Here is a 22,103-nt window from a genome sequence, read left to right as displayed (position 1 = left end):
GGTGATGGGTTTCAGGCGGTTCGGGATTGCGGCGGCGCTGCTCGGGCTTCTCGCGCAGCCGGCGGTGGCGCAGAGCCTGACGGGGCCGGCGCCATCGCCCAACGGCCTCCTCGGCACGATGCCGCCACCCCCGGCCGCCGCCCCGACCATTCCGCTTCCCGGCGGCGCGATCGGGGTCGCGCCGCCTCCGCCCGCCGTGCCGGGCCCGGCTCCTGCGGCGGATGCGGCCAATCTGTCGCTCGCCGCCGTGTTCTCGGCCGATGGCCGGCCCATCCGGTCCGGCCTCGTCTGGCGCGTCTTCGCGGAGAGCGGCGTCGAGGCCCGGCCCAAGCTGATCGCGAAATCGACGGCGGCCGCGCCGACGATCTCGCTGTCCCCGGGCAGCTACACGGTGCATGTCGCCTACGGCTTCGCCACGGCCTCCAGGAGGATCTCCGTCTCGAATGGCGGCGCCTCCGAGCGCCTCGCCGTCAACGGCGGCGCCCTCAAGCTCGCCGGCGCCATCGGGGACAGTCCGATCAGCCCCGACCGCCTCAGCTTCTCGGTCTTCCTTCCCGTCGGCAACGACAGCGAGGGCCGGCTCGTCGTCGGCAATGTCCGCGCGGGCGAGATCATCCGGCTGCCCGAGGGCAGCTACCATGTCGTCTCGACCTACGGCGAATCGAACGCCATCATGCGGGTCGACCTGAAGGTCGAGGCCGGTCGTCTCACCGAGGCGACCGTGAACCACCGTGCCGCCACGGTCACGCTCAAGCTCGTCGCCGCACCGGGCGGCGAGGCCTTCGCGGGCACGGCGTTCAGCGTGCTGACCCCCGGCGGCGACGTGATCCGCGAGGCGATCGGCGCCTTCCCGACCGTCACCCTCGCCGAGGGCGAATACATGGTCATCGCCCGGCATGACGGGCGTGTCTATACCCGCGAGTTCAAGGTCGAGAGCGGCCTCGATCGCGACATCGAGGTTCTGGCCGGCAATTCCTGAGCCGGCACCGCGAGGCTCAGCGCCGGGAGGGCGGCGTCGCGTTCGTGCCCCGCCACCGGCCGTAGCGCCAGGGCAGGTACCAGGCGGCGCGCTCGGGCAGCTCCTCGCAGACGAAATCGAGGCCCGAGCTGCCGCCCGGCCCGCAGCGGCAGATCCGGGCGGCGGCCATCCAGGCGCCCGGCCAGACGCCGTGCCGCTGCACCGCCTCGGCCGCGTAATCCGAACAGGTGGGAAGATGCCGGCAGGTCCGCCCGGCAACGGCCGAGAAGGTGAGCTGGTAGGCGCGGATCAGGCCCGTCGCGAGGCGCCGGCCGGCGGCGCCGGCCAGGCTGCCGGCCGTCATTCGGCGGCCTCGCGCGGGGCGCTCCGGCGCGCCTCCGCCTGGTCGAGCGCCTCCACCACCGCATCGAAGGTCAGCATCGTCGAGGCGTGGCGCGCCTTGTAGTCGCGGACCGGCTCGAGCGCGGCGAGGTCGGCCCAGCGCCCGCTCGGCGGTGGGCCGTTCTCCTTCAGCATCCTGCGCATCGTCTCGCGCAGCCCGCGCAGCTCGGCCGCCGTGGAGCCCACCACGTGGCGCGCCATGATGGACGAGGAAGCCTGCCCGAGCGCGCAGGCCTTCACGTCATGCGCGAAGTCGGTGACGACCTCGCCGTCCGTCGCGATATCCACCGTCACGGTCGACCCGCAGAGCTTCGAATGGGCACGCGCCGTGCCGTCCGGGTGCGGCAGCCGGCCCAGCCGCGGGATATCCGCCGCGAGCTCCAGGATGCGCTGGTTGTAGATGTCGCTCAGCATGCCGGGATGGCTTCCCTCGGCCCGTCGGGTCCGGCACAGGATATAGGAAGAGGCGTGCCCCGTCGCGAGCGGCGCGCAGGAGGGCCGGGCCGGTGGATTTCGCAAGCGTCGGGACGAAGCGTGAGCTGGAGGAGGGCCTGCGGCTCGCCCCGCGCTTCGGGCGGGACGGACTCGTCACCTGCGTGGCGACGGACGCCGATACCGGCGAGCTCCTGATGGTCGCGCACATGAATGCCGAGTCGCTCGCGCGAACGCTCGCGACTGGCGAGGCCTGGTACTGGTCGCGCTCGCGCGGCGAGCTCTGGCACAAGGGCGCGACCAGCGGCCAGATCCAGACCGTCGAGGAGATGCGGGTCGATTGCGACCAGGACGCGATCTGGATCAGGGTCCGGGTCGGGGGCGACGGCGGCTGCTGCCACACGGGCCGCCGGAGCTGCTTCTACCGGAGGGTGGAGCGGTCGGGCGAGGGAGCTGTCCTCGTGCCTGCATCCGCGGGATCGGACACCTAGCCGCGTGCGCAGCGCGGCGGAGGGTTGCGCCCGCCGTTCATGCCGCCTTCACGGCGCCGTGGCAGCATCCGGGGAGGAGGAGTGAGCCGGAATGCTGTTCGATGGACTTGCCCGCCGCGCCTTCAGCCTCGGAGGGGACGGCACGGCGGAGGCGCAGAAGGACCCGGCGCCAACGAGGCGGCTCCGCGTGGGGCTGGCGCTCGGCGGGGGCGCGGCGCGGGGCTGGGCGCATATCGGCGTGCTGCGGGTGCTCGACGCGGCCGGGATCAGGCCCGACATGATCGCGGGCTGCTCGATCGGCGCCGTGGTGGGCGGCTGCTACGCGGCCGGCAAGCTCGCGGAGATCGAGAGCTTCGCCCTCTCCCTGACCAAGCGCCGGGTGATGGGCCTGCTGGATTTCCATCTCGGCGGCTCGGGCCTCATCGCGGGCGGCCGGCTGCAGAAGCTCCTCGAATTCGATCTCGGCCGGCTCCGCGTCGAGAACCTGCCGATCCGGTTCGGGACCGTCGCGACCGAGCTCGTGACCGGGCACGAGATCTGGCTCACCCGCGGCTCGCTGGTCGACGCGCTGCGGGCTTCCTACGCGCTTCCCGGCGTCTTCTCCCCGGTCCGGCTCGGCGGGCGCTGGCTGATGGACGGGGCGCTGGTCAATCCCGTTCCGGTGACGGTGGCGCGCGCCTTCGGGGCCGACGTCGTCATCTGCGTGAACCTGAACAACGACATCCGGCTGCGCGGCACCGTCATTCCCGATCACGGGGAGGACGAGGAAGGGCCGCTCGACGAGGCCGCCGGCGAGCCGCCGCGGTCCGGCCTGTTCTCGCAATGGCTCGACAATCCCGCACGGCGGCGGGAGCGTCGCACGGCGCCGGGCATGGCGAGCGTGATGATCGATGCCTTCAACATCACGCAGGACCGCATCTCTCGGTCCCGTCTGGCGGGCGATCCGCCGGACGCGATGGTCTCGCCCAAGCTCGCCGGCATCGGGCTGTTCGAGTTCCACCGCGCCGCCGAGGCGATCGAGCTCGGCAGGCAGTCGGCCGAGCGCGCGCTGCCCGACATCCTCGAGATGATGGACGCGGCGCTCGCCGTACCCGGCGCCGCGAAGGGGTCGCTTCAGGCGGTCGCGATGTAGTCGCGCATCGCGCGGTGCTCCGATTCGATGTCGGAAAGGCGCTGCTTCACCACGTCCCCGATCGAGATGATCCCGGCGAGCTTGCCGCCCTCGATCACCGGGACGTGGCGGAACTTGCCCTCCGTCATCAGCCCCATGATGTCGTCGATGCTCGAGGTCGGCGTGCAGGTGACGACCTTGGCGGTCATCCGGCTCGAGACGGGCGCGTTCAGCGCCTCGGATCCGGCCTCCGCGACCGCCCGCACGACGTCGCGCTCGGAGATGATGCCGAGCACTCCGCCCGAGCCGTCGACGACGACCACGGCGCCGATCCGGCGCCGGGACAGGCACTCGGCCGCGTCGGCGAGCGTGCGGTCGGGGCCGATCGTCACCACGTCGCGGCCCTTCCCCGCCAGAATCTGCTCGACGCTCATGGGCTTGCCTCCAGATCGACCCGTGCTTCGGACCCGGATTGTGCGGAAGCGGGCGGCCGCGTTCAAGCCGCGGGCGGATACGGCAGGCTCGGCGAGCGCCGCACGGGATCGAGCCAGGGGAAGACGAGGAGGCCGGTCAGGAGCCCGCCGATATGGGCCTGCCAGGCGATGCCCCCCTCGGCGATCCCGAGCGGCTGCGACACGAGCCCGACCAGGAGGTTGATGCCGAGCCAGGTGCCCAGGAAGAAGAGCGCGCTTCGGTTCCGCAGGAGGTCGAGGGCGCTCGTCCGCTCCGTCCGCGGACCGGCCGGCCAGGACCGGAACGGAGACGGCCTGGTGAAGACGAAGAGCGCGGCCGCGCCCATGAAGCCTGATACGGCGCCCGAGGCCCCGATCATCACCTGCGGGCTCAACGGATTGGCGAGCCATTGCGCCAGGGCGGCCCCCACCGTCGTCGCGGCCGCGAGGGCCACCGCCCGGCCCGCCCCGCAGCGGCGCACCACGGGACTGGCGAAGGCCGCGAGCCAGATGCAGTTCAGGAGAACATGCATCCAGGACCCGTGCAGGAGCGCATAGGTCAGGAGCGACCAGGGGCGCGTCTCCCCGCTCGCGACGACGAACTGGGCCAGCGCCGCGCGCGCAGCCTGGAGGTCGGGATCCCCCGTCTCGGCCGCCGCCCGGATGATCTCGCCGGCTTCGGCCCAGCCGATCGCGAGCGACCAGCGCGCCGGGATGAAGCCGGCCCCGAAGAGGAGCTCGGCATCGGCCATCGGCGACAGCCATCCGCGGACGAGATGGATGGCGACGAGAGCCAGGATGGCGCCCAGAACCACGCCCGGCAGGTTCACGGCCGGCTCGCGGCGCCCGATCGCATCATAGGACATCGCCGGCGAAATTGGGGCCGCGCACCCGAACCCGCAAGCGGGCTCCTCGCCTGCGTTAACCCTAACAGGACCTTTCTGTGGGCGGCCGCCTCTTCGGCATGCCCCTCGCGCCGGGGCCGCGTGAGCCTCGCGCCCGTCCCGGTTTAGACCGGGGGGCGCGGGCCCGGTTCCCGAAACGGAGCGGCGCACGCTCCGGAAGCATCGAGGCGGTCCCGAGATGAAACACGCCACCTCGCGCCTGCTGTTCGCCTATTGGGACAGCCTGCGCGGCGACAGGGCAGCTCCGGAGCGGTCGCAGATCGAGCCCGGCCGGATCCGCCACATCCTCGCCGACACCTTCATTCTCGGCATCGACCCCGAGGGCCGCGCCCATGTACGGCTTGCCGGAACGCGCGTCTGCGCGCTGTTCGGCCGCGACCTGAAAGGCGTCGAATTCGCCAGCCTGTGGCTCGCCGATCGCCGCGCCGAGCCCGAGCAGCTGATCGACCTCGTGGTGAACGACACGGTCGGCGTCGTCGCCGGGATGGTCGGCCAGTCGGAGCTCGGATCCGTGATCGGGCTCGAGCTGATCGTCCTGCCGCTGCGCCACCACGGCGCGCCGAACCGGCGCGCGCTCGGCGCCCTGTCGCCGAGCGCGGTTCCCTCGTGGCTCGGCCTGACCCCGCTCGACTCCTTCGAGATGCGGTCCCTGCGCGTGATCGGCAACGCCCGGCCGCTCGCGCCCGGCCTGGCCGAATTCGCCGCGACGCCCGCGACGAAGCGGTGGCCCTTCGTGGTTCTCGACGGCGGCCTCTGCTCCTGAGCCGGGACGGGCGGCGCCGTTTTGTCGCCCTGACGCCTTCTGCTCAAGCCAGCGTTAACACTGGAGGGGTATCGTCCGACGGCCATAAAGGACCCGATCCGTCGAGATGAGCGCATTGCAGGCGGCGCCCCAGCTTCAGACACGCCCGATCGAGCGGCGCCGTCACCAGCGCGTGCTTGTCTCGCTGCTCGGCCGCTACATGCTGACGGACCGGCAGGAATATCCCTGCCAGACGGTCGACATCTCGCCGGGCGGGGTGCTCCTGACCGCGCCCGTGAAGGGCGCTATCGGCGAGCGCGTGGTGGTCTATCTGGAGCATCTCGGCCGCATCGAGGGCGAGATCAAGCGGCACACCGCGCAGGGCTTTGCGATGTGCATCCATGCCGCCCCGCGCAAGCGCGACAAGCTCGCCTCGCAGCTCACCTGGCTCGCCAACCGGACCGCGCTCGGCCTGCCGGAGGACCGCCGGCACGAGCGCATCACGCCGCGCGTCCTGACGAGCGTGCTGAAGCTGGAGAACGGGCGGGAAATCCCGGCCCGGATCATCGACATCTCCATGTCGGGCGCCGCGATCGCGGTCGATTCCAAGCCGCCGATCGGCGCGGGCGTCACCATCGGCAGCACGAACGCCAAGGTCGTGCGCCATTTCCAGAACGGCGTCGCGCTCGAATTCCGGCTCCCGCTCTCGGCCGACCGGTTCGACGAGAACATCATCCTCTGAGCGGCGGCGCGGCCGCTTCGCCGCCCTTCATCTCCGGCCGGCCGGGCCGACCCGGCCCCTCCGTCCAGATCCGCCCGACCCGCGGGTCCAGGCGGGCTCGCCCTGCCCGCCCCGCCGTTTCGCGAAACCGTCAAATTCTTCGCATTCCGGCAGAGCCGTGTTCGGCACGTGATTTGTCGAGAATTGCGCGGCGCCGATTGCATCAAATTGCGCAGATCGGCTTCAGCGCCGGTGTATAGGGCGCGGGCATGTTGCTCCCCGGGACAGGGGGAACAACATGAACAACAAGATCAAGGCGGCGGCAGCGCTGGTGATCGCGGCGGGTTGCTTGGGGGCGGCGTCGGGATCTGCTTGCGCGCAGACGGTGGCCGCGCTGCCGGCCCAGGCGCAGCCGATCGCCCATGTCGGCGAGGCGCGCCCGCTCCCGGCCTGGACGGATTTCTGCCGGAACTTCCCGGGCGAATGCGCGGTCGATCCGACCGAGCCGGCCGTCGTGACGCTCACCCCGCGCATGTGGCAGACCATCGTGGCCGTGAACCGGAAGGTGAACGGCACCATCAAGCCCATGCTCGATTCCGAGCACTGGGGCGTTGCCGACCGCTGGGACCTCGCGGCCGACGGCTACGGCGATTGCGAGGATTTCCAGCTCCTCAAGCGCAAGATGCTGGCCGATGCCGGCCTGCCGCGCCGGGCGATGCGCATGACCGTGGTCATCGACGAGAAGAACGAAGGCCATGCGGTGCTCATGATCCGCACGAGCCAGGGCGATTTCACGCTCGACAACAAGACCGACGAGGTCCTGCCCTGGTCGGAGACCGGCTACATCTTCGTCAAGCGCGAGAGCCAGGACGCGGTCGCTTGGGTCTCGCTCGGGCGGGCCGCCTCCCCGACCGTGACGGCCAATCGGCGCTGACCTCGGTCCATTCGGACGCGCACCGGCCTCCATGCCCCCAGGGCCGGGATCGCGGCGGGGCCGGCTCCTGCGAGCCGGCCCCGTGTCTTCGGGACAACGCCCGGCAGCGGCGTTAACGAAGCTTTAACAATCGCCTTGAGGGCTCCCGGCGGCCATGGCACGCTTGGTTAATCGGACGTTAATCGGGGCAGGCGGTCATGCTGAGGGGCGGGGTAGGGTCGCGCGGGTTTCGTGGCCTCACGAAGGTCCTCGCGGTCGCAGGCGCCTTTCTAGCCGTAGCCTCCGCAAGTCCCTCCTCCGCCCAGACGGTCGCGGCCCTGCCGAACGCCGCATCGATCGGCAGGGTCGACGCGGCCGGCTCCGCCCGCCCCGTCCAGGGCTGGGTGAAGTTCTGCGAGCGCTACCAGGGCGAATGCGACGTCAATCCCGCAGAGCCCGCCACCGTGGCGCTGAACGGCCGGACCTGGAAGGCGCTGAACGCCGTGAACCGGAAGGTGAACACCACCATCAAGCCCCGCACCGACATGGAGCATTGGGGCGTGGTCGACCGCTGGGACCTGCCTGAGGACGGCTACGGCGATTGCGAGGACTTCCAGCTGCTCAAGCGCAAGATCCTGGTCGAGCAATACGGGTTTCCGAAGCGCGCCTTCCGCATGACCGTCGTCATCGACGAGCAGGGCGAGGGCCACGCGGTCATGATGGTCCGGACCGACGGGGGCGACCTCATCCTCGACAACAAGCGCTCCGCCATCCTGCCCTGGCACGAGACGGGCTATGTCTTCGTCAAGCGCGAAGGCCAGGACGGCCGCGAATGGGTCTCCCTCGGGGAGCAGACCTCGCCGACGACGACGGCGAACCGCTAGAAGCCGCGGCGCAGCTCTCCTCCGCCGGCGGACGGCGCCGACCGGGTGAGGCGCTGTCTGGCTCGGCCGGGGCATGGTGCGGTGCGGGCCGTCATGACGGCCCAGTGTTGTCAATTTTCGACATACTCCTACGCTCGGCGCAGAGGAGGGGTGCCGTGCCGACGCGGAACATCAATCTCACCGATCGTCTCGACGCCTTCATCGAAAGCGGAATGAGACTGGAGCGGCTTCGGGCAGCAGCGGAGGAAGGCGAAGAGGCATATCGCCGGGGCGAATTCGCCGACATCGAGCCAGAGGCGCTTGCGTCCCACATAGCCCGTCACGGCGCAACCGCGCGGCGTTAGGCGAGGTCGGATGCGCGCTCTGCGGCTCACGTGGGCCGCCCGTCGCGACATCGAAAATGTCCTCGACCGGAGCGCCAAGCTCTTTGGCCCCTCGGGTCGCGATCGCTACGAGGCACTCCTCGTCGCCGCTCTCGAGGATATCAGGATGGAACCCGACCGAGCCGGCAGCCGCCTGGAGGCGTGCATCGGTCCGGGCCGCCGCATATACCATCTCCGCCTGAGCCGCAGCCGCGCAAAGCAATCGCCTCGGTCCGTGCGGAAGCCGAGGGCACTTCCTGCTCTACCGTGTGCTGGACGACCAGGCGGTTCTCGTCCTGCGAGTCCTCCACGACAGCATGGATCCGTTTGATCTTGTCGAGGGAAACCCGAATTTCGGCGGGTAAGCTCGGGCGCGATCCAGATTCCGCGCGGTGAGGCTCACCCGATCCGCCTGAGCCCGGCCGCGTAGCGGCGCCAGTTCCTGACATAGTGCTCTGCCGTGCCGGCGAGGCGGGCGACGGCCGCGTCGTCGAGCTCGCGGACGGCCTTCGCGGGCGCGCCGACGATCAGGGAGCGGTCCGGAAAAGTCTTGCCCTCGGTCACGAGCGCGTTCGCGCCGACGAGGCATCCGGTCCCGATCACGGCGCCGTTCAGCACGGTCGCGCCCATGCCGATGAGCGAACCCTCGCCGACCGTGCAGCCATGCAGGATGGCGTGATGGCCGATCGTGCAGGCGGCCCCGAGCGTCAGGGGGAAGCCCGGATCGGTGTGGAGGAGCGAATTCTCCTGGATGTTCACGTCCTCGCCGACATCGATCAGCTCGTTGTCGCCGCGGAGGACCGAGCCGAACCAGATGCTCGCCCCGCGGCCGAGGCGCACGCGCCCGATCACATGCGCGTCGGGCGCGATCCAGTATTCGCCGTCCGGCGGCAGCTCGGGCGCGACGTCGTCGAGGGCATAGATGGGCATGGGACCGGGCGGCTTGGGAGACAGTCGCCGTCCAGAAAGACCGCAGGCCGCGGCCGGTCAAGCCTGGGTCAGAAGATGCGTCAGGTCGAGCACGATGCGGCCGCACATCAGGCTCCAGAGGCACGCGATCACCGTCGCCAGCATGACGTAGGGGATCGGACGCCCGTCCAGCCGCCGCCCCCTCACGGTGTTGCGCAGGATGATGAGCGGCGCGGAGAAGACCAGGACCGGCACGGTCGCCACCGCGCCGAGATCGCCGGTCTGGAGAGAGGAGAAGCCGAGCGGCCGCCGCACCACAAGCTCGAAGCCGCTCGCGAGGACGCCCGCGAAGGCGAAGCCCAGCAGTATCGCCGAGAACGCGTCGATGCTCGATTGGCCAAGCGCCATGCCGGTCTCCTCTCGGGCCGTTTTGGCGCGGAGTTTACCTCCCGTTAAGCAACTTCGCCGGACTTGGTTAAAATCCGACCGGATCAGTCCTGTAGGTCCTCGCTCAGGATCGCCATCTGGAAGTTGAAGGAGCGGTCGCCGTCCTCGTCGTCCACGAACACGACGCCGACGAATTCCTCGCCGACGAAGACCTCCGCGGAATCGGTCTTGCGCGGCCGGGCCACCACGCGGATCGAATGGTTGGCGAAGGTGCGCCGCATGAAGCGCTCGATCTTGGCGAGCTCAGACTTGTCCAAAAGCTTTCCCTCGAATTGTTCCGAACCAGCCCTGCCACGACGCGGCGCGGGCGGCAAGGCGAGCTCCGCCGCTCGGTAAGGCGGCTACGGCTCGCTCTTCTCGGACAGGATCTGGTCCATGGAGCGGGCGGGCTCGGCGCAGCCCGCCGCCCCGACGACCCGGGCCGGCACGCCCGCGACCGTCGTGTTGCGCGGGACCGGCTGCAGGACGACGGAGCCTGCGGCCACGCGGGCGCATTGCCCGACCTCGATATTGCCCAGCACCTTCGCGCCCGCACCGAGCAGCACCCCGCGCCGGATCTTGGGATGGCGGTCGCCCCGCTCCTTGCCGGTGCCGCCCAGCGTCACGCCCTGCAGGATCGAGACGTCGTCCTCGATCACGGCCGTCTGGCCGACCACAAGGCCGGTCGCATGGTCGAGGAAGATCCCCTTCCCGATCCGCGCGGCCGGGTTGATGTCGGTCTGGAACACCTCCGAGGAGCGGCTCTGGAGATAGAGGGCGAAGTCGCGTCGCCCCTCGTTCCACAGCCAGTGGGCCAGCCGATGCGTCTGGATGGCGTGGAAGCCCTTGAAATAGAGCAGCGGCTCGAGGAAGCGCGAGCAGGCCGGGTCGCGATCGACCACGGCGATGAGATCGGCCCGGAAGGCCTCGGCGACGCTCCGGTCCGCCGCCAGCGCCTCCTCGAAGGTCTGGATGATCAGGTCCGAGGTGAGCGCCGCATGCGCGAGCCGGCTCGCGACCCGGTGGATCACGGCGGCTTCGAGCGTCGCCTGGTTCAGGATCGTGGTGAAGAGCAGGGTCGCAAGCGCGGGCTCGGCCCGGAGCGCCGCCTCCGCCTCCTGGCGTATCCGCATCCAGACCGGGTCGACGATGCCCGCGATCTCTCCGACGGCCTCCTGACGGGCCAAGTGATGCGCCATGACGGTGCCTCCTGGAGGATCTCTCTACCACGCCCGGCTCGCCGCCCGGAACTGGCCGGCCGCCCGGCTCAGCGGTGCTCAGCCAGGAAGGCCAGCACGCCTTCCTTGTGCACCCGGTCGCCCACCGCGAGATTGTGGTCGCGGCCCGGGATGTCCAGGGCGCGGCCGCGCGGCAGGAGGTCGGCGAGCTCGTGCGGCGAGCCGGCGATCGGATCGCGGGTGCCGACGGAGACCAGCGCGGGCATGCTGATCCGGGCGACCTCGTCCCTGCTCAGCGTCTGGCGCGACCCTCTTATGCAGGCGGCGAGCGCGCGCAGATCGCTCCGCGTCTGCTCGGCGAAGGCGCGGAACATCCGCTGCATCGGGTCGGTCAGCACCTCGAGGGAGGGCGCCTCCATGGCGTCCGCGATCCCGAGCGGCAGGCCGACGCCCTCGACGAGGTGGATGCCGAGCCCGCCGAGCAGCACGGTCTCGGCCCGGCCGGGATGCTCCAGCGCCGCGAAGGCCGCGATGCGCGCGCCCATGGAATAGCCCATCACGTGGGCGCGCTCGATCCCGAGACGGTCGAGCAGGCCGATCGCGTCGCCCGCCATGAGCGAGGTGTGGTAGTCCTCGGGCCGGTACAGCTTGGCGCTCTCGCCGTGCCCGCGGTTGTCGAGCGCGACGACCCGGTAGCCGGCCCGGCTCAGGGTGCTCGTCCAACCGGTCGCGATCCAGTTCACGCCGCGGTTGGACGCGAAGCCGTGGATCAGCAGGACGGGCACGGGCTGCGGCGCGACGCCCGCCGCCGGCGCCACGTCCGCATAGGCGATCTCCACGGAGCCGAGATCGGCCCGCCTCGTCTCCAGGCCCGCTGCGTCAGCCACGAAAGGTCTCCGCCCATTGCCCGGCCCGGCCACGCATGCCAGAGAGCGCCGCGTGCCCGGAGGCGAACGGGCGGCCGGAAGAGGCAGGATGGCTCAGTCGGGTATTCCGCATTTCCACAACGATGTCGGCGTGTCGACGATTCATATCGGCGCGAAGGAGTTCATGTGCATCGGGGCGCGGCCGCCGGTCGACCATCCGCATGTCTTCATCGACATGGGATCGGCCGACGAGGCGATCTGCTCCTATTGCGGTACGCTCTACAAGTACAAGCCGTCGCTCTCCGCCTCCGAATCCGAGCCGGCCGACTGCCTCTGGGACGACCGCGACAGGGCCTGAGCGCAATCCGTTGTGAGCCGTCTCAGCATCGCGGTCGTCGGCGCCGGGATCGGGGGCCTCACGGCCGCCCTCGCCCTCGCCGGCCGGGGCCATGACGTCACCGTCTACGAGCGGCGGACCGGGTTCGGCGAGACCGGCGCCGGCATCCAGCTCTCGCCCAATGCCAGCCGCATCCTGATCGATCTCGGGCTCGGGCCGGTGCTGCGGCGCGTCGCCTCCGAGCCCGAGCGCATCCGCGTGCGCGACCTCGGCTCCGGGGCGGAAATCGCCACCGTCGCGCTCGGCGCCGAGGCGAACGAGCGCTTCGGCGCGCCCTACTGGTTCGTGGCGCGCCAGGACCTGCACACGGCGCTGCTCGACGCGGTGCGCGGCCGCGGCAATGTCCGCCTCCGGGTCGGTCGCGGCCTCGCCGGCCTGTCGCAGGCGGGCGGGCGCGTCGCGCTCTCCTTCGAGGCGGCGGGCGGGGCGGCGGATGCGGCCGAGGCGGACCTCGCGGTCGGGGCCGACGGGCTCTGGTCGCGCGCGCGGACGTGCCTCGGCGACGCGCGCGAGCCCGTCCCGAGCGGCTTCGTCGCCTACCGGGCGAGCGTCCCGCGAGCCGGCGCGCCGGTCGAGCTCGGCGGCAACGAGGGCGGGCTCTGGCTCGGGCGCGGCCGCCACCTCGTGCACTACCCGATCGGGGCGACCCGCCTGATCAACGTCGTGGCGGTCGAGCGCCGGGCCGAGCGGCTGGCCGAGTGGTCGACCCCGGCCGGCCGCGAGCGGGTGCTCGCCGCGTTCGACGGCGTCGCGCCGCCGGTCCGCGAGCTCCTGTCCGCCGCGGAGCGATGGTCCGCCTGGTCGCTGCACGACCTGCCGGCGAGGCGGATGGGCGCGGGCCGCGTCGCGCTCCTCGGGGACGCGGCGCATCCCGCCCTGCCCTTCCTGGCGCAGGGCGGCGCGATGGCGGTCGAGGATGCCGCCGTGCTGGCCGCCGCGATCGCCCGCGCGCCGGACGACGTTCCGGGCGCGATCCGGGCCTACGGCAAGGCCCGCCTGGCGCGGGTGAAAAAGGTCCAGGAGGCGGCGCGCAGGAACGCGACCGCCTACCATGCCGGCGGCTTCGTCCGGCTCGGCCGCAACCTCGTCATGCGCCGGCTCGGGCCGGACGGCATGAGCGAGCGCTATGCCTGGCTCTACGGCTGGCGGCTGCCGGCTTGATCGCCTCCCCGGCCCCGGCTACCGCTGCCGGGAGCGCGGACGTGGCGAAACCGGTAGACGCAAGGGACTTAAAAAGTCTTTTTTCTACCGTGCTGAAAAAAAGTTTTGGAGAGGAAAAAGGTTGGCATTTCAGAATGTTGGGAGTGCGGGCTAAGGGAGGCATAAAAGGGCTGTTTTTGTGCTAGGTGCAATATAGGTGCAGAAACCTAGTGCGAGAATCGGCGGCAAAAGGCGGACGTGGCGAAATCGGTAGACGCAGCAGACTTTATAATTGGAGTGCCCGTGGGGAAATCCGCGGAGTAGAACCGCTCAAAGTCGGGGAACGCTAACGGGCAGATGCCTTAAGCCAATCCCGAGCCAAGCCCCTCTTCGGGGGAAGGTGTAGAGACTGGACGGGCGGCGCCTAAAGCCTTTGGGCCACGGCGAAGGGACAGTCCAGACCACGAACGCCATATGGCGGCGGCGAAAGTCGAGGTGGTACGAAAATCTGCTTCTCTGTGAGAGTACGGGTTCGAGTCCCGTCGTCCGCACCATTATCCAGCGTCACAGGGTGCCGCTGGAATCCAAGCATTAAGCGGTGGCGGGTGATCTTGCATAATAAGATCGTGTACGGTGAGTCCGAGTCCAAAAGATCGTGCGCGCCATTTCATCTTCGAACTATGAACACTACAGCCGCTGTTCCGAAGGTCAAAGTGGAACGGGCGTTACGTTTTCGATCCTGACCCTGTGATGCAGTTCACCTAGCAACGCACCTCAAGCCCCGAAATAAAATCCGCTTATGCAGCTTGCGGACGGTCCCTCTCGAATTCCTATGCAGCAGCATCCTAGAAATAGCTGCGCACTGGAGCGCCGAGGGAGCGCTCATCGCAAATGGCTGGAAATGATAGGGTCTGGAAGAATCAGAACGAGGCGCCGCGCCCTCAGAAAGAGCCAGGGAATGGTGGGCTTGGCTTGCTGCTTGTCCTGGCGATTACCGCGATCGGCGTTGGGTATGTCGGCTACCGGCTGTCCCTCGTCTTCGGCCTGATCTAACGAACGATCCAGGCGTGTTATGCGGTTAGACGAGCAGTCGCGAGAGCACATTGGGCGCTATGGCATCAAGCTGGTCGTCGCTGCGGCAATCGCCTACATTCTGAAGAGCGAGAACTTCCTTGCCACATTCGCGCTGTGGACCGGCATATACGGCGTAATGGCCGTCGCTTACGCAGTTCATCGCGGCGAACGATTCGGCAAGACCAGGTTCACCTATTGGGATGAGGCTCTATGGTTGGCGGCGACGGCGTTGGGTCTCTACATTTTCAGTGGCCATCAGTTGGCCGTCTGATCGGCTGCTTCTGTTGGTTCAAAGAAACCGTGCGGATGCGTCGCCAACGCCTGACAACTCGACCTTCAGTTCCTGACCAGGAAGGATTTGCAGCAGCATCGGAATAATCGATCCGGTTGCTACGATATCGCCGGCGCTGAGATAATTGCCTCTGGCGATCAGGTCATTCACGAGCCAGAGCGCAGAGTTGATCGGATCAACCAGCCCCTCTCCCGATGCCGACTGAAACACCGGAACGTTATTGATCGACGCTCGCATGTCGATTCTGTCCATGGCCTCCAGGCCTGTTGGCTCATGATATTTGTCGACGATCGTCGAAACATGAAACGCGTAGTCAGCGATGGCGGCCAAGTGTGGTTGCCCAGTCAGGTGACCACGTCGCCCAACAAGACCAATAGCCGGTTGGTAGCTGAGGATCGCCTTGCAGAATTGATCGCGAGTGATGGGCCAATGGTCCGCCCCCAGGGGACCGCCTATCGTAAAGACGATTTCGCATTGTGCCCCGATGAAGCCTTGAGGAAGCCGGAACGGCCCGTGGGAGTCCTGAAGAACTGTTCCCACAGGGATCGGGCAGTAGATGGGACTGGTAAGGCCAAGCGTGCCGCGGATGGCGGGGCAAGTGCCTATCAGGGCATAGCCCACCGCGTCATTGGCGAAGGCCGAGATTGCTGCTGACTGCACCGCCCAGGCGTCATCCTCGCTACGAAGCAGATCGAACGGGATATCTGAGGTCAGTCCTTGCCGACGGTTTCGGCAAAGCAAGTTAGCGAGATAATCGAGATTCTGGTCAATCATAGAAGCACACTCCCGCGCGAGAGAGGGCGCAAAGTCGTGCTCAGTCAAATAAAAATCCGGCTATATGAGTACGTATATTTTTGTCAGGGCTTTTTCTTATGAAAATACTATCGCAGCGCGGCTGAGCTCCCGTCGAAACAATATGCGGCTCTATTTAGCTTGAGGGTCCCACCAAACCGGAAGGACCTGAAGGTATGAAGCCGCATAAACCGTCCCTCGCACCCGCCGCTACGGCCACAGCCGAGGCCGGTCGTCCAACAAGACCGGGGTCTGAGCGTCGGAAGATGTTTTGCCTGAGCGCGGTTGGCGCGGTCGCGATCATGGCCGGTTCGGTGATGGGTCTTGGCCAGGCAGCGGCCGAACCCCTGAGCGCGCCGAGCTTTGGTGGCCCTCTGCGCCCGAACCCCGATCCGATGAGCATGGATGCGGGCGTGTTTGGTCGCGTTCATATCACCGGCCAACTCACAGGCATCGGCAATGCGCAGACGAACGGCATTCCTGGCATCGATCCCCGAACGACAGATCCCCTAGTCGATATCGGCAATGCCCAAATTCAGGTGCAGACAACCGGGGCGCCCTTGACGTTCTTCGTCCAGGGCGGTGTCTACTCGCTGCCTTCTTTGGGTTCGGCCTATACCCGCGCAACCGACGTCACCGATCAGTTCTACGGGCCCGTGCCGGTTGCCTATGGCAAGCTCGAGCTGTCGCCGAATTTCTCGGTGCAGGCGGGTTTGCTGCCGACGTTGATCGGCGCGGAATCGACCTTCACGTTCCAGAATATGAATATCGCGCGCGGCCTGCTCTGGAACCAGGAGCCGGCCATCAGCCGCGGTGTGCAGGTGAACTATAGCAATGGACCGCTCAATGCCTCGGTGTCGGTCAATGATGGGTTCTACTCAGGCGATTACAACTGGGTATCCGGTCTGTTGTCTTATGCGGCGACGCCGTCGAGCACGATCACGCTGGTCGCCGCAGGCAATTTTGCAGAGTCCGGCAAGACCGGCGCGGCAACGCCTCTGGCGCAGAACAACAGCAGCATCTTCAATGTGATCTACACCTATGTCGACGGCCCGCTGACGCTCCAGCCCTACCTGCAATACACAACGGTCCGCTCGAACAGGGACATCGGGATTGATCGCTCGGCCGAAACATTCGGCGGAGCGCTGCTGGCTCGTTATGCCATCAATGAGAATTTCTCGATCGCTGGACGCGCCGAGTACATCGCTTCAAGCGGAGGAGATTGCGGCGTCGCCGCAGACTGCGCCCCCACCAATCTGCTCTATGGGCCGAAAAGCAGGGCGTGGTCGCTGACAGTGACGCCGACCTATCAGCGCGGGATCTTCTTCGCGCGGACCGAGCTTTCGTACACCCGCATTGACCGGGTCACCGAAGGCTACGGCTTTGGGTCCAATTTCGACAAGCGCGACCAGGTTCGCGGGATGTTCGAGGCTGGCGTGCTTTTCTAAGGCGGGGTCGAGATCAAACGCGGAGCCATCGGCTCCGCAGACTCTCTGCTTGCTTAGGTGAAATATGGCTTTGGAATTGATCAACTCGAAATCGGAGGCGCCTCAAGCCGTAGCGACTTTGTATCCGGTCCTGCCCGTGCTCTGGGTCTATCGGAACTACGACGATCGCTGGACTGTGCATCTGGAAGGTGAAGACTCGGAGTGGTGCCACCCGACGCGCAATGATGCGGTCGTCGCGGCACGGCTGATAGGCGAGAGCTACGGCTGCTACCGCCTCTTTCTTCAACTGTCAGACGGTCGCTTCTGCATGGAGATGCTGAACCTCAGTCGGCGGCGCGAGCCGCGTCAGATTGGGTAGTGAGGGCGAAAATTGAGCCAGGCTGTACCAAGCAAGCGCCAAGTCTCCCGACACCTCATCCGCTGCGGCGTGGAGATCATCGTTCTGGTGGTGATCGCCGGTTGCGCTGTTGTTGCTGCCGCAGGCCCCAGCATCTATCTGGTGCTCAGCAATGGCGGCTGAATGCAGATTTGCAGGCCGTTCTGCTCGCCCCAGGTTGCCGCGGTCGAAACCGAAGTTCAGCAAACGCGAGCGACGCCGTAGATCGGAATACCTGCTCCTGATGTTTGCGGCGAGCTGTGCCGCTGTGCAAGTCGTCGCCATAGTTTTTCTGAGAGCGGCATGACACGCCCTGCTGCGCCCGCTCTCCAACCCGACGACCGAAGGCGCGCTATCGGTGAAAGCCGTCTGGCTGAGTTGCCAGGCCTGAGGACGCAGTTGGAAATGGCCAGAGTCCTCAAGGAGCACCACATCTGGCTGGCTGTGAGGATTATCGAGGAGCGCGAAGACCAGCCGCAGTTTCGACGGCACCGCCGGCTCCGGGATCTGCTCGAAGCGAATGCCTTGCTTGAAGCGGTGATCGAACTGGGAGCGCATTTGCAGCCGAAACGCCACCCGTGGTCGATGGGTCGTTCGGGAGATCGGTGGCGGTGTCGCATGGCCTGGAATGATCGCGGCAATTTACGCAGGTGCGTGGGCCGACATGACGATCTAGCGGCAGCCCTGATGATCGCGTTGCTAGGCTCCCTCGGTCGGCGCCGGGCACGGCCAAAAGATGCTTCGAAAGATGGAGAAAAAGCACCATGAAGCCCAGTGGCGACCCTCCTTTATTTGGCGGGTTGATGACCGCGCTTGTCACTCCGTTTAGGGGTGAGGCTATCGATTTCGACGCCTTGGCGGAGCTTGCCAACTGGCAGATCGACCAGGGCGTGCAGGGGCTGGTCGCCTGCGGCACCACGGGCGAGGCGCCGACCCTGTCTCATCCGGAATGGGCGGCGGTGATCCGGTTGTGCGTCGAGGTTTCCAATGGCCGTGTGCCGGTGATCGCCGGCTCGGGGACAAACGACACCCGGCGGACCGTCGAACTAACCCGCGAGGCGGCTCGGCTCGGCGCGGATGGAGCCCTGGTCGTCACGCCTTATTATAGTCGGCCGAGCCAGGAGGGCCTGTTCCGGCATTTCGAGAGTGTCGCGCAAGCTGCGGAGCTGCCGATCATCATCTACAATGTGCCTTCGCGGACGGCCGTCGATATCAGGATCGAAACGCTGGACCGCCTTGCGCACCTGCCCGGCCTTGTCGGCATCAAGGACGCAAGCGGAGATCCGACGCGGGTAAGCGCGATGGCTCTCCGCTTTGCCGATCGTTTCACCCAGCTTTCCGGACATGACCGTTCGATGCTCGCCTTCATGACGACAGGAGGAGATGGTGCGATCTCGGTCGTCTCCAACGTCGCCCCGATGTTGACCGCGGCGATGATCGGCGCGGTACGGAAAAGCGCCTATCTGGAAGCACGGCGCATCAACGCCCATCTTTTCCCCCTGATCGAAGCGCTGGAGCTTGAAAGCAATCCATGCCCGATCAAGTTCGCGTTGCATTGCGCGCGCGGATACTCGCCCGCCGTCCGCCTTCCGCTGGTCGAGGTCACTGAAGCCACCGTGGCAAGAGTTCGCGCGGCCGTTGCGGAGATCGACACATTGGCGATCGACACGTCCCTGGTCGCCGAGCGGTCTCTCGTCCCCCTCTCGGTCTGACCGGGTCGCCTTTATAACAGCAGCATGGTGCTGCCGTGTTCTCCAATGAAAATACTATGAAATGCGTTCTTCCAAGAAATGGAGAACAAATCCCGACATCCTTAAATTCAACGTATCGGCAAAAAGCATCATCTTACTCGACGAGTAGAAGGTCCTGCCGATATCGAGAAAGGATGTCTGCGATGTACCCTCGTGGTTACTATTTCTATGCGATGCAACAACAGAACAAGGCCAAGGTCGGGCGGACGGATGGGGAGGTCAAGGTTGCCACGCCCTCGGATGAGCCGATGGCCGACGTTGGAATGTTCCTGCGGCTCGGAGTCGTGATGGCCCTGGTGATCGCGGCCGTCGCCACAGTCACCTCGTTGGCCGGCTAGCGCGCCATCGACGTCCACAGCTCAGTCTTCAACGAACAATCAGGATTATCCACCATGGCAAGCGCCATTCAGCCGAAAGAGCCTCCTCAACCTCTGAACCATTTCTTTGTCGGCCAGGACAACCGAGGATGCTGGACCGTCCGCGATGAGCGTAACCTCGTCGGCGGCTGCTTCGTGAGCAAGGAAGCGGCGATCCACTTCGCCCGTCAGGAAACCAACAACGCGCCGGGTGCCGTGATCTGCATGGGCGAAAGCCAGCGCCTGAGCCTGGACCCGCTGTTTGGACATAGGGCAGCCGCCTAGCCGGTTGCCGTCGATCCGGAAGCCCCGCCTTTGCACTCATGACCTTCTCGCGACGTTGGAGATGGGGAAGTAAAGCTTCGGCTTGAAATAAGCAAAGCCCGCCGACTCTGCCGAGTCGGCGGGCCTTTTACTTGCCAACGGGCTTCTAGCGAAAAATTCCTATGGAATTTTTATGCGCGAGGCCCAAAATACTATTAGATTCCTATTTTTTGAGGCCCCGTCCTCTCTCGAACCTATATGCGGTTCGCGTCCATATTTCCGCCAAATTCCTCCTCCGGCACCCGTGCGTACGCAAGGGCGCGCTGGAAGAATTCAACCTGTGACCGGTCAGGACGATCCATCCTGGGCGGCCATTTGTACCAACAGCGGCGCCGGAGGCGAAAGCAATGGATGTTCTTGTACTAGCGATAGGGTTCGGATTCTTCGCCTTGATGTTTGGATACATCAAGCTTTGCGAAAAGCTCTGACCCAGGAGGCGGCAACATGATCTTGGAATATTTCCTTGGGGCAGCAGTCGCGGTGTTTATCACCGGCTACCTGCTTTACGCCCTCGCTCGTCCCGAGCGGTTCTGATCAAGGCAACAGCTCGGAAAGAAACGACCGATGACAATAAATGGATGGATACAGATCCTAGTCTTTCTCGGGATCGTCATCGCGCTGGTGAAGCCGCTCGGCGGCTACATCACGCGTGTCATGAACGGCGAGAGGACCTTCCTTTCGCCGGTTCTGGGACCCGTGGAACGCGGCCTCTATGGCATGGCCGGAACCAGTGAGAAGGAAGAGCAGCACTGGACGACCTATCTGGGCGCCATGCTGCTGTTCAACCTAGCCGGTTTCGCACTGCTTTATCTCTTGCAGCGCATCCAGGGCGGTTTGCCCTTCAATCCCGCCGGAATGGGCGCTGTAAGCGCGGATTCGTCGTTCAACACGGCGGTCAGCTTCATGACCAACACCAACTGGCAGGGCTATGGCGGCGAAACCACCATGAGCTATCTGACACAGATGGCCGGCATCACGGTGCAGAACTTCGTGTCGGCGGCTGTGGGCGTGGCCGGTGCCATGGCGATCATTCGCGGCTTCTCTCGCGCGTCCGCCAAGACCGTCGGCAATTTCTGGGTCGATCTGACGCGGGCGACGCTCTACATCCTGATGCCGATCTGCATCGTCGGCAGCCTGGTGCTGGTGTGGCAAGGCGTTCCGCAGAACCTGAACCCCTACACCGTCGCCACGACGGTTGAAGGCGCTCAGCAGACTATCGCGCAGGGCCCTGTCGCTTCGCAGATGATCATCAAGCATCTGGGAACGAATGGCGGCGGCTTCTTCAACGCCAACTCTTCCCATCCGTTCGAGAATCCGACGGCACTGACCAACTTGATCCACATTCTGGCGATCTACTCGATCTCCTTTGCGATGCTGAACGTGTTCGGCCGTATGATCGGTAACCAGAAGCAGGGTTGGGCACTGCTTGGCGCGGTCCTCACCATCGTTGTCGCCGGCATCAGCGTCATCTATTGGGCTGAATCCGCTGGAAACCCGCTGCTCCATGCGCTCGGCCTCGAGGGCGGCAACATGGAAGGCAAGGAGACGCGGTTCGGTCTCGCACTGTCTTCGCTTTTTGCCGTCGTAACGACCTCTGCCTCGACGGGCGCGGTCAACACCATGCACGACAGCCTGATGCCGCTCGGCGGCCTGGTGCCGCTGTTCAACATGCAGATCCCGCCGCTCGGCGGCATCGGCGCCGGCGTCTACGGCACCTTGATCTTCGCGATCCTGGCCGTCTTCATCGCTGGCCTGATGGTCGGTCGGACGCCGGAATATATCGGCAAGAAGATCGAGGCCAAGGAAGTGAAGATGAGCATCCTCGCGATGCTTGGGCCGTCGCTCGCCATTCTGGCCCTGACCGCGATCGCCGTCGTTCTTCCTGTTGGCTTGTCCAGCATCCAGGACGCTGGCCCGCATGGATTGAGCGAGGTGTTGTACGCCTACACGTCCGGCGCCAACAACAACGGCAGCGCCTTTGCCGGTCTCAGCGCGAACACGCCCTTCTACAACATCACCATCGGTCTCGCGATGCTGATGGGGCGCTTCCTGCTCATCGTGCCGGTGCTGGCGATCGCGGGCTCGCTCGCAGCCAAGAAGAGCGTGCCGGCATCAACGGGAACACTGCCCACGACGGGACCGCTGTTCATCGGCCTTGTCGTTGGCGTGACGCTGATCGTCGGCGGCCTGACGTTCTTCCCGGTCCTGGCGCTGGGTCCGATCGTCGAGCACTTCGCCATGTTGGCGGGCCAGACGTTCTGAGGATCGCGATGACGGCCAAATGGCTGAGATCGATCCGATTTGTCGTGAACCCTCGCTCCTGGTTTCAGGAGCGAGGGGCGGCCAGACCGCCCAGGGCATCGACGATCATTCTCGGCATGACACTGGCTTTGGGGGGCGT

General features: G+C 66.4%; 29 protein-coding genes. 18 read left to right on the top strand and 11 right to left on the bottom strand.

What is annotated here, in order from left to right; genetic code table 11:
- Positions 1-4 precede the first annotated feature (4 nt).
- The gene (locus HJG44_RS12830) at positions 5-979 is read left to right on the top strand and encodes a hypothetical protein (RefSeq protein ID WP_171218732.1); all 975 of its coding nucleotides are present in this window, start codon (positions 5-7) and stop codon (positions 977-979) included.
- 16 nt (positions 980-995) lie between these two features.
- Here the strand turns inward: HJG44_RS12830 and yidD are convergent, their stop codons facing one another.
- Both yidD and HJG44_RS12820 read right to left on the bottom strand, forming a co-directional pair.
- Positions 996-1,322, bottom strand: coding sequence for a membrane protein insertion efficiency factor YidD (yidD, locus tag HJG44_RS12825; RefSeq protein WP_171218731.1), 327 nt, complete (start codon positions 1,320-1,322; stop codon positions 996-998).
- Complete coding sequence (locus HJG44_RS12820) at positions 1,319-1,774, bottom strand: iron-sulfur cluster assembly scaffold protein (RefSeq protein ID WP_171218730.1); 456 nt, start codon at positions 1,772-1,774, stop codon at positions 1,319-1,321. Before HJG44_RS12820 ends, yidD begins: the two co-directional genes overlap by 4 nt.
- A gap of 92 nt (positions 1,775-1,866) precedes the next feature.
- Between HJG44_RS12820 and hisI the strand changes: the two genes are divergently transcribed.
- Both hisI and HJG44_RS12810 read left to right on the top strand, forming a co-directional pair.
- On the top strand, positions 1,867-2,283 hold the full coding sequence (gene hisI, locus HJG44_RS12815) for a phosphoribosyl-AMP cyclohydrolase (protein ID WP_171218729.1): 417 nt from the start codon (positions 1,867-1,869) through the stop codon (positions 2,281-2,283).
- A gap of 91 nt (positions 2,284-2,374) precedes the next feature.
- Positions 2,375-3,415, top strand: a complete 1,041-nt coding sequence (locus HJG44_RS12810; protein WP_171218728.1) for a patatin-like phospholipase family protein — start codon at positions 2,375-2,377, stop codon at positions 3,413-3,415.
- Here the strand turns inward: HJG44_RS12810 and HJG44_RS12805 are convergent.
- Together HJG44_RS12805 and HJG44_RS12800 are read right to left on the bottom strand one after the other, a co-directional pair.
- Complete coding sequence (locus HJG44_RS12805) at positions 3,397-3,828, bottom strand: CBS domain-containing protein (RefSeq protein WP_171218727.1); 432 nt, start codon at positions 3,826-3,828, stop codon at positions 3,397-3,399. The two genes, HJG44_RS12810 and HJG44_RS12805, sit on opposite strands and share 19 nt — an antisense overlap.
- A gap of 62 nt (positions 3,829-3,890) precedes the next feature.
- Positions 3,891-4,712 (bottom strand): rhomboid family intramembrane serine protease, encoded by an 822-nt coding sequence (locus HJG44_RS12800; RefSeq protein WP_171218726.1) that lies wholly within the window; start codon positions 4,710-4,712, stop codon positions 3,891-3,893.
- A 217-nt stretch (positions 4,713-4,929) separates the two neighbouring features.
- On the opposite strand from HJG44_RS12800, the gene HJG44_RS12795 reads away from it, so the two are divergent.
- From HJG44_RS12795 to HJG44_RS24420, 6 genes are all read left to right on the top strand, one after another.
- Positions 4,930-5,514 carry a PAS domain-containing protein gene (locus HJG44_RS12795; RefSeq protein WP_171218725.1) on the top strand — a complete coding sequence of 195 codons (585 nt, stop codon included), beginning with the start codon at positions 4,930-4,932 and terminating at the stop codon, positions 5,512-5,514.
- A gap of 106 nt (positions 5,515-5,620) precedes the next feature.
- Complete coding sequence (locus HJG44_RS12790) at positions 5,621-6,235, top strand: PilZ domain-containing protein (protein WP_171218724.1); 615 nt, start codon at positions 5,621-5,623, stop codon at positions 6,233-6,235.
- 277 nt (positions 6,236-6,512) lie between these two features.
- Positions 6,513-7,148: a transglutaminase-like cysteine peptidase gene (locus HJG44_RS12785; protein ID WP_171218723.1), complete on the top strand. Its 636-nt coding sequence runs from the start codon at positions 6,513-6,515 to the stop codon at positions 7,146-7,148.
- A gap of 197 nt (positions 7,149-7,345) precedes the next feature.
- Positions 7,346-8,011, top strand: coding sequence for a transglutaminase-like cysteine peptidase (locus HJG44_RS12780; protein WP_171218722.1), 666 nt, complete (start codon positions 7,346-7,348; stop codon positions 8,009-8,011).
- A gap of 155 nt (positions 8,012-8,166) precedes the next feature.
- Positions 8,167-8,355 (top strand): hypothetical protein, encoded by a 189-nt coding sequence (locus tag HJG44_RS23395; protein ID WP_210261073.1) that lies wholly within the window; start codon positions 8,167-8,169, stop codon positions 8,353-8,355.
- Between the two features lie 275 nt (positions 8,356-8,630).
- Positions 8,631-8,738 carry a hypothetical protein gene (locus tag HJG44_RS24420; RefSeq protein ID WP_430395064.1) on the top strand — a complete coding sequence of 36 codons (108 nt, stop codon included), beginning with the start codon at positions 8,631-8,633 and terminating at the stop codon, positions 8,736-8,738.
- Between the two features lie 34 nt (positions 8,739-8,772).
- Here HJG44_RS24420 and HJG44_RS12770 read toward each other — a convergent pair whose 3' ends face one another.
- The 5 genes from HJG44_RS12770 to HJG44_RS12750 form a co-directional block, all read right to left on the bottom strand.
- On the bottom strand, positions 8,773-9,303 hold the full coding sequence (locus tag HJG44_RS12770) for a gamma carbonic anhydrase family protein (protein WP_171218720.1): 531 nt from the start codon (positions 9,301-9,303) through the stop codon (positions 8,773-8,775).
- Positions 9,304-9,360: 57 nt separating this feature from the next.
- The gene (locus tag HJG44_RS12765) at positions 9,361-9,690 is read right to left on the bottom strand and encodes a DUF6949 family protein (RefSeq protein ID WP_171218719.1); all 330 of its coding nucleotides are present in this window, start codon (positions 9,688-9,690) and stop codon (positions 9,361-9,363) included.
- Between the two features lie 83 nt (positions 9,691-9,773).
- Positions 9,774-9,986, bottom strand: a complete 213-nt coding sequence (locus tag HJG44_RS12760; RefSeq protein WP_171218718.1) for a DUF3126 family protein — start codon at positions 9,984-9,986, stop codon at positions 9,774-9,776.
- Between the two features lie 84 nt (positions 9,987-10,070).
- Complete coding sequence (gene cysE / locus HJG44_RS12755) at positions 10,071-10,907, bottom strand: serine O-acetyltransferase (RefSeq protein ID WP_171218717.1); 837 nt, start codon at positions 10,905-10,907, stop codon at positions 10,071-10,073.
- Between the two features lie 68 nt (positions 10,908-10,975).
- Positions 10,976-11,773, bottom strand: a complete 798-nt coding sequence (locus tag HJG44_RS12750; protein ID WP_430395055.1) for an alpha/beta fold hydrolase — start codon at positions 11,771-11,773, stop codon at positions 10,976-10,978.
- Between the two features lie 88 nt (positions 11,774-11,861).
- Here HJG44_RS12750 and HJG44_RS12745 point away from each other — a divergent pair, with 88 nt between their 5' ends.
- The 3 genes from HJG44_RS12745 to HJG44_RS12735 all read left to right on the top strand — a co-directional run bounded on the left by HJG44_RS12745 (position 11,862) and on the right by HJG44_RS12735 (position 14,634).
- On the top strand, positions 11,862-12,110 hold the full coding sequence (locus HJG44_RS12745; RefSeq protein WP_171218716.1) for a zinc-finger domain-containing protein: 249 nt from the start codon (positions 11,862-11,864) through the stop codon (positions 12,108-12,110).
- A 12-nt stretch (positions 12,111-12,122) separates the two neighbouring features.
- Positions 12,123-13,310, top strand: a complete 1,188-nt coding sequence (locus HJG44_RS12740; protein ID WP_171218715.1) for an FAD-dependent oxidoreductase — start codon at positions 12,123-12,125, stop codon at positions 13,308-13,310.
- A 1,051-nt stretch (positions 13,311-14,361) separates the two neighbouring features.
- The gene (locus HJG44_RS12735) at positions 14,362-14,634 is read left to right on the top strand and encodes a hypothetical protein (RefSeq protein WP_003168944.1); all 273 of its coding nucleotides are present in this window, start codon (positions 14,362-14,364) and stop codon (positions 14,632-14,634) included.
- An 18-nt stretch (positions 14,635-14,652) separates the two neighbouring features.
- On the opposite strand, the gene HJG44_RS12730 is transcribed toward HJG44_RS12735, so the two are convergent.
- The gene (locus tag HJG44_RS12730; protein ID WP_171218714.1) at positions 14,653-15,429 is read right to left on the bottom strand and encodes a 2-keto-4-pentenoate hydratase; all 777 of its coding nucleotides are present in this window, start codon (positions 15,427-15,429) and stop codon (positions 14,653-14,655) included.
- A 284-nt stretch (positions 15,430-15,713) separates the two neighbouring features.
- Here HJG44_RS12730 and HJG44_RS12725 point away from each other — a divergent pair, with 284 nt between their 5' ends.
- The gene (locus tag HJG44_RS12725; RefSeq protein WP_246736199.1) at positions 15,714-16,895 is read left to right on the top strand and encodes a porin; all 1,182 of its coding nucleotides are present in this window, start codon (positions 15,714-15,716) and stop codon (positions 16,893-16,895) included.
- 289 nt (positions 16,896-17,184) lie between these two features.
- On the opposite strand, the gene HJG44_RS12720 is transcribed toward HJG44_RS12725, so the two are convergent.
- Entirely contained in the window at positions 17,185-17,847 is a 663-nt protein-coding gene (locus HJG44_RS12720) for a hypothetical protein (RefSeq protein ID WP_171218713.1), read from the bottom strand.
- Between the two features lie 188 nt (positions 17,848-18,035).
- On the opposite strand from HJG44_RS12720, the gene dapA reads away from it, so the two are divergent.
- From dapA to kdpA, 5 genes are all read left to right on the top strand, one after another.
- A complete protein-coding gene (gene dapA, locus HJG44_RS12715; protein ID WP_171218712.1) occupies positions 18,036-18,983 on the top strand; it encodes a 4-hydroxy-tetrahydrodipicolinate synthase in 948 nt (315 codons plus the stop codon).
- Positions 18,984-19,156: 173 nt separating this feature from the next.
- On the top strand, positions 19,157-19,360 hold the full coding sequence (locus HJG44_RS12710) for a hypothetical protein (protein WP_246736198.1): 204 nt from the start codon (positions 19,157-19,159) through the stop codon (positions 19,358-19,360).
- Positions 19,361-19,414: 54 nt separating this feature from the next.
- Entirely contained in the window at positions 19,415-19,663 is a 249-nt protein-coding gene (locus HJG44_RS12705) for a hypothetical protein (protein WP_171218711.1), read from the top strand.
- A 483-nt stretch (positions 19,664-20,146) separates the two neighbouring features.
- Positions 20,147-20,236, top strand: coding sequence for a K(+)-transporting ATPase subunit F (gene kdpF, locus HJG44_RS24415; protein WP_114076011.1), 90 nt, complete (start codon positions 20,147-20,149; stop codon positions 20,234-20,236).
- A 30-nt stretch (positions 20,237-20,266) separates the two neighbouring features.
- A complete protein-coding gene (gene kdpA / locus HJG44_RS12695) occupies positions 20,267-21,964 on the top strand; it encodes a potassium-transporting ATPase subunit KdpA (protein ID WP_171218710.1) in 1,698 nt (565 codons plus the stop codon).
- Positions 21,965-22,103 lie beyond the last annotated feature (139 nt).

Source organism: Enterovirga aerilata, from assembly GCF_013044135.1.
GTDB lineage: Bacteria > Pseudomonadota > Alphaproteobacteria > Rhizobiales > Beijerinckiaceae > Enterovirga > Enterovirga aerilata.
Note: the sequence above shows the minus strand (reverse complement) of the source record. Positions and strands in the feature narration are given on the sequence as shown.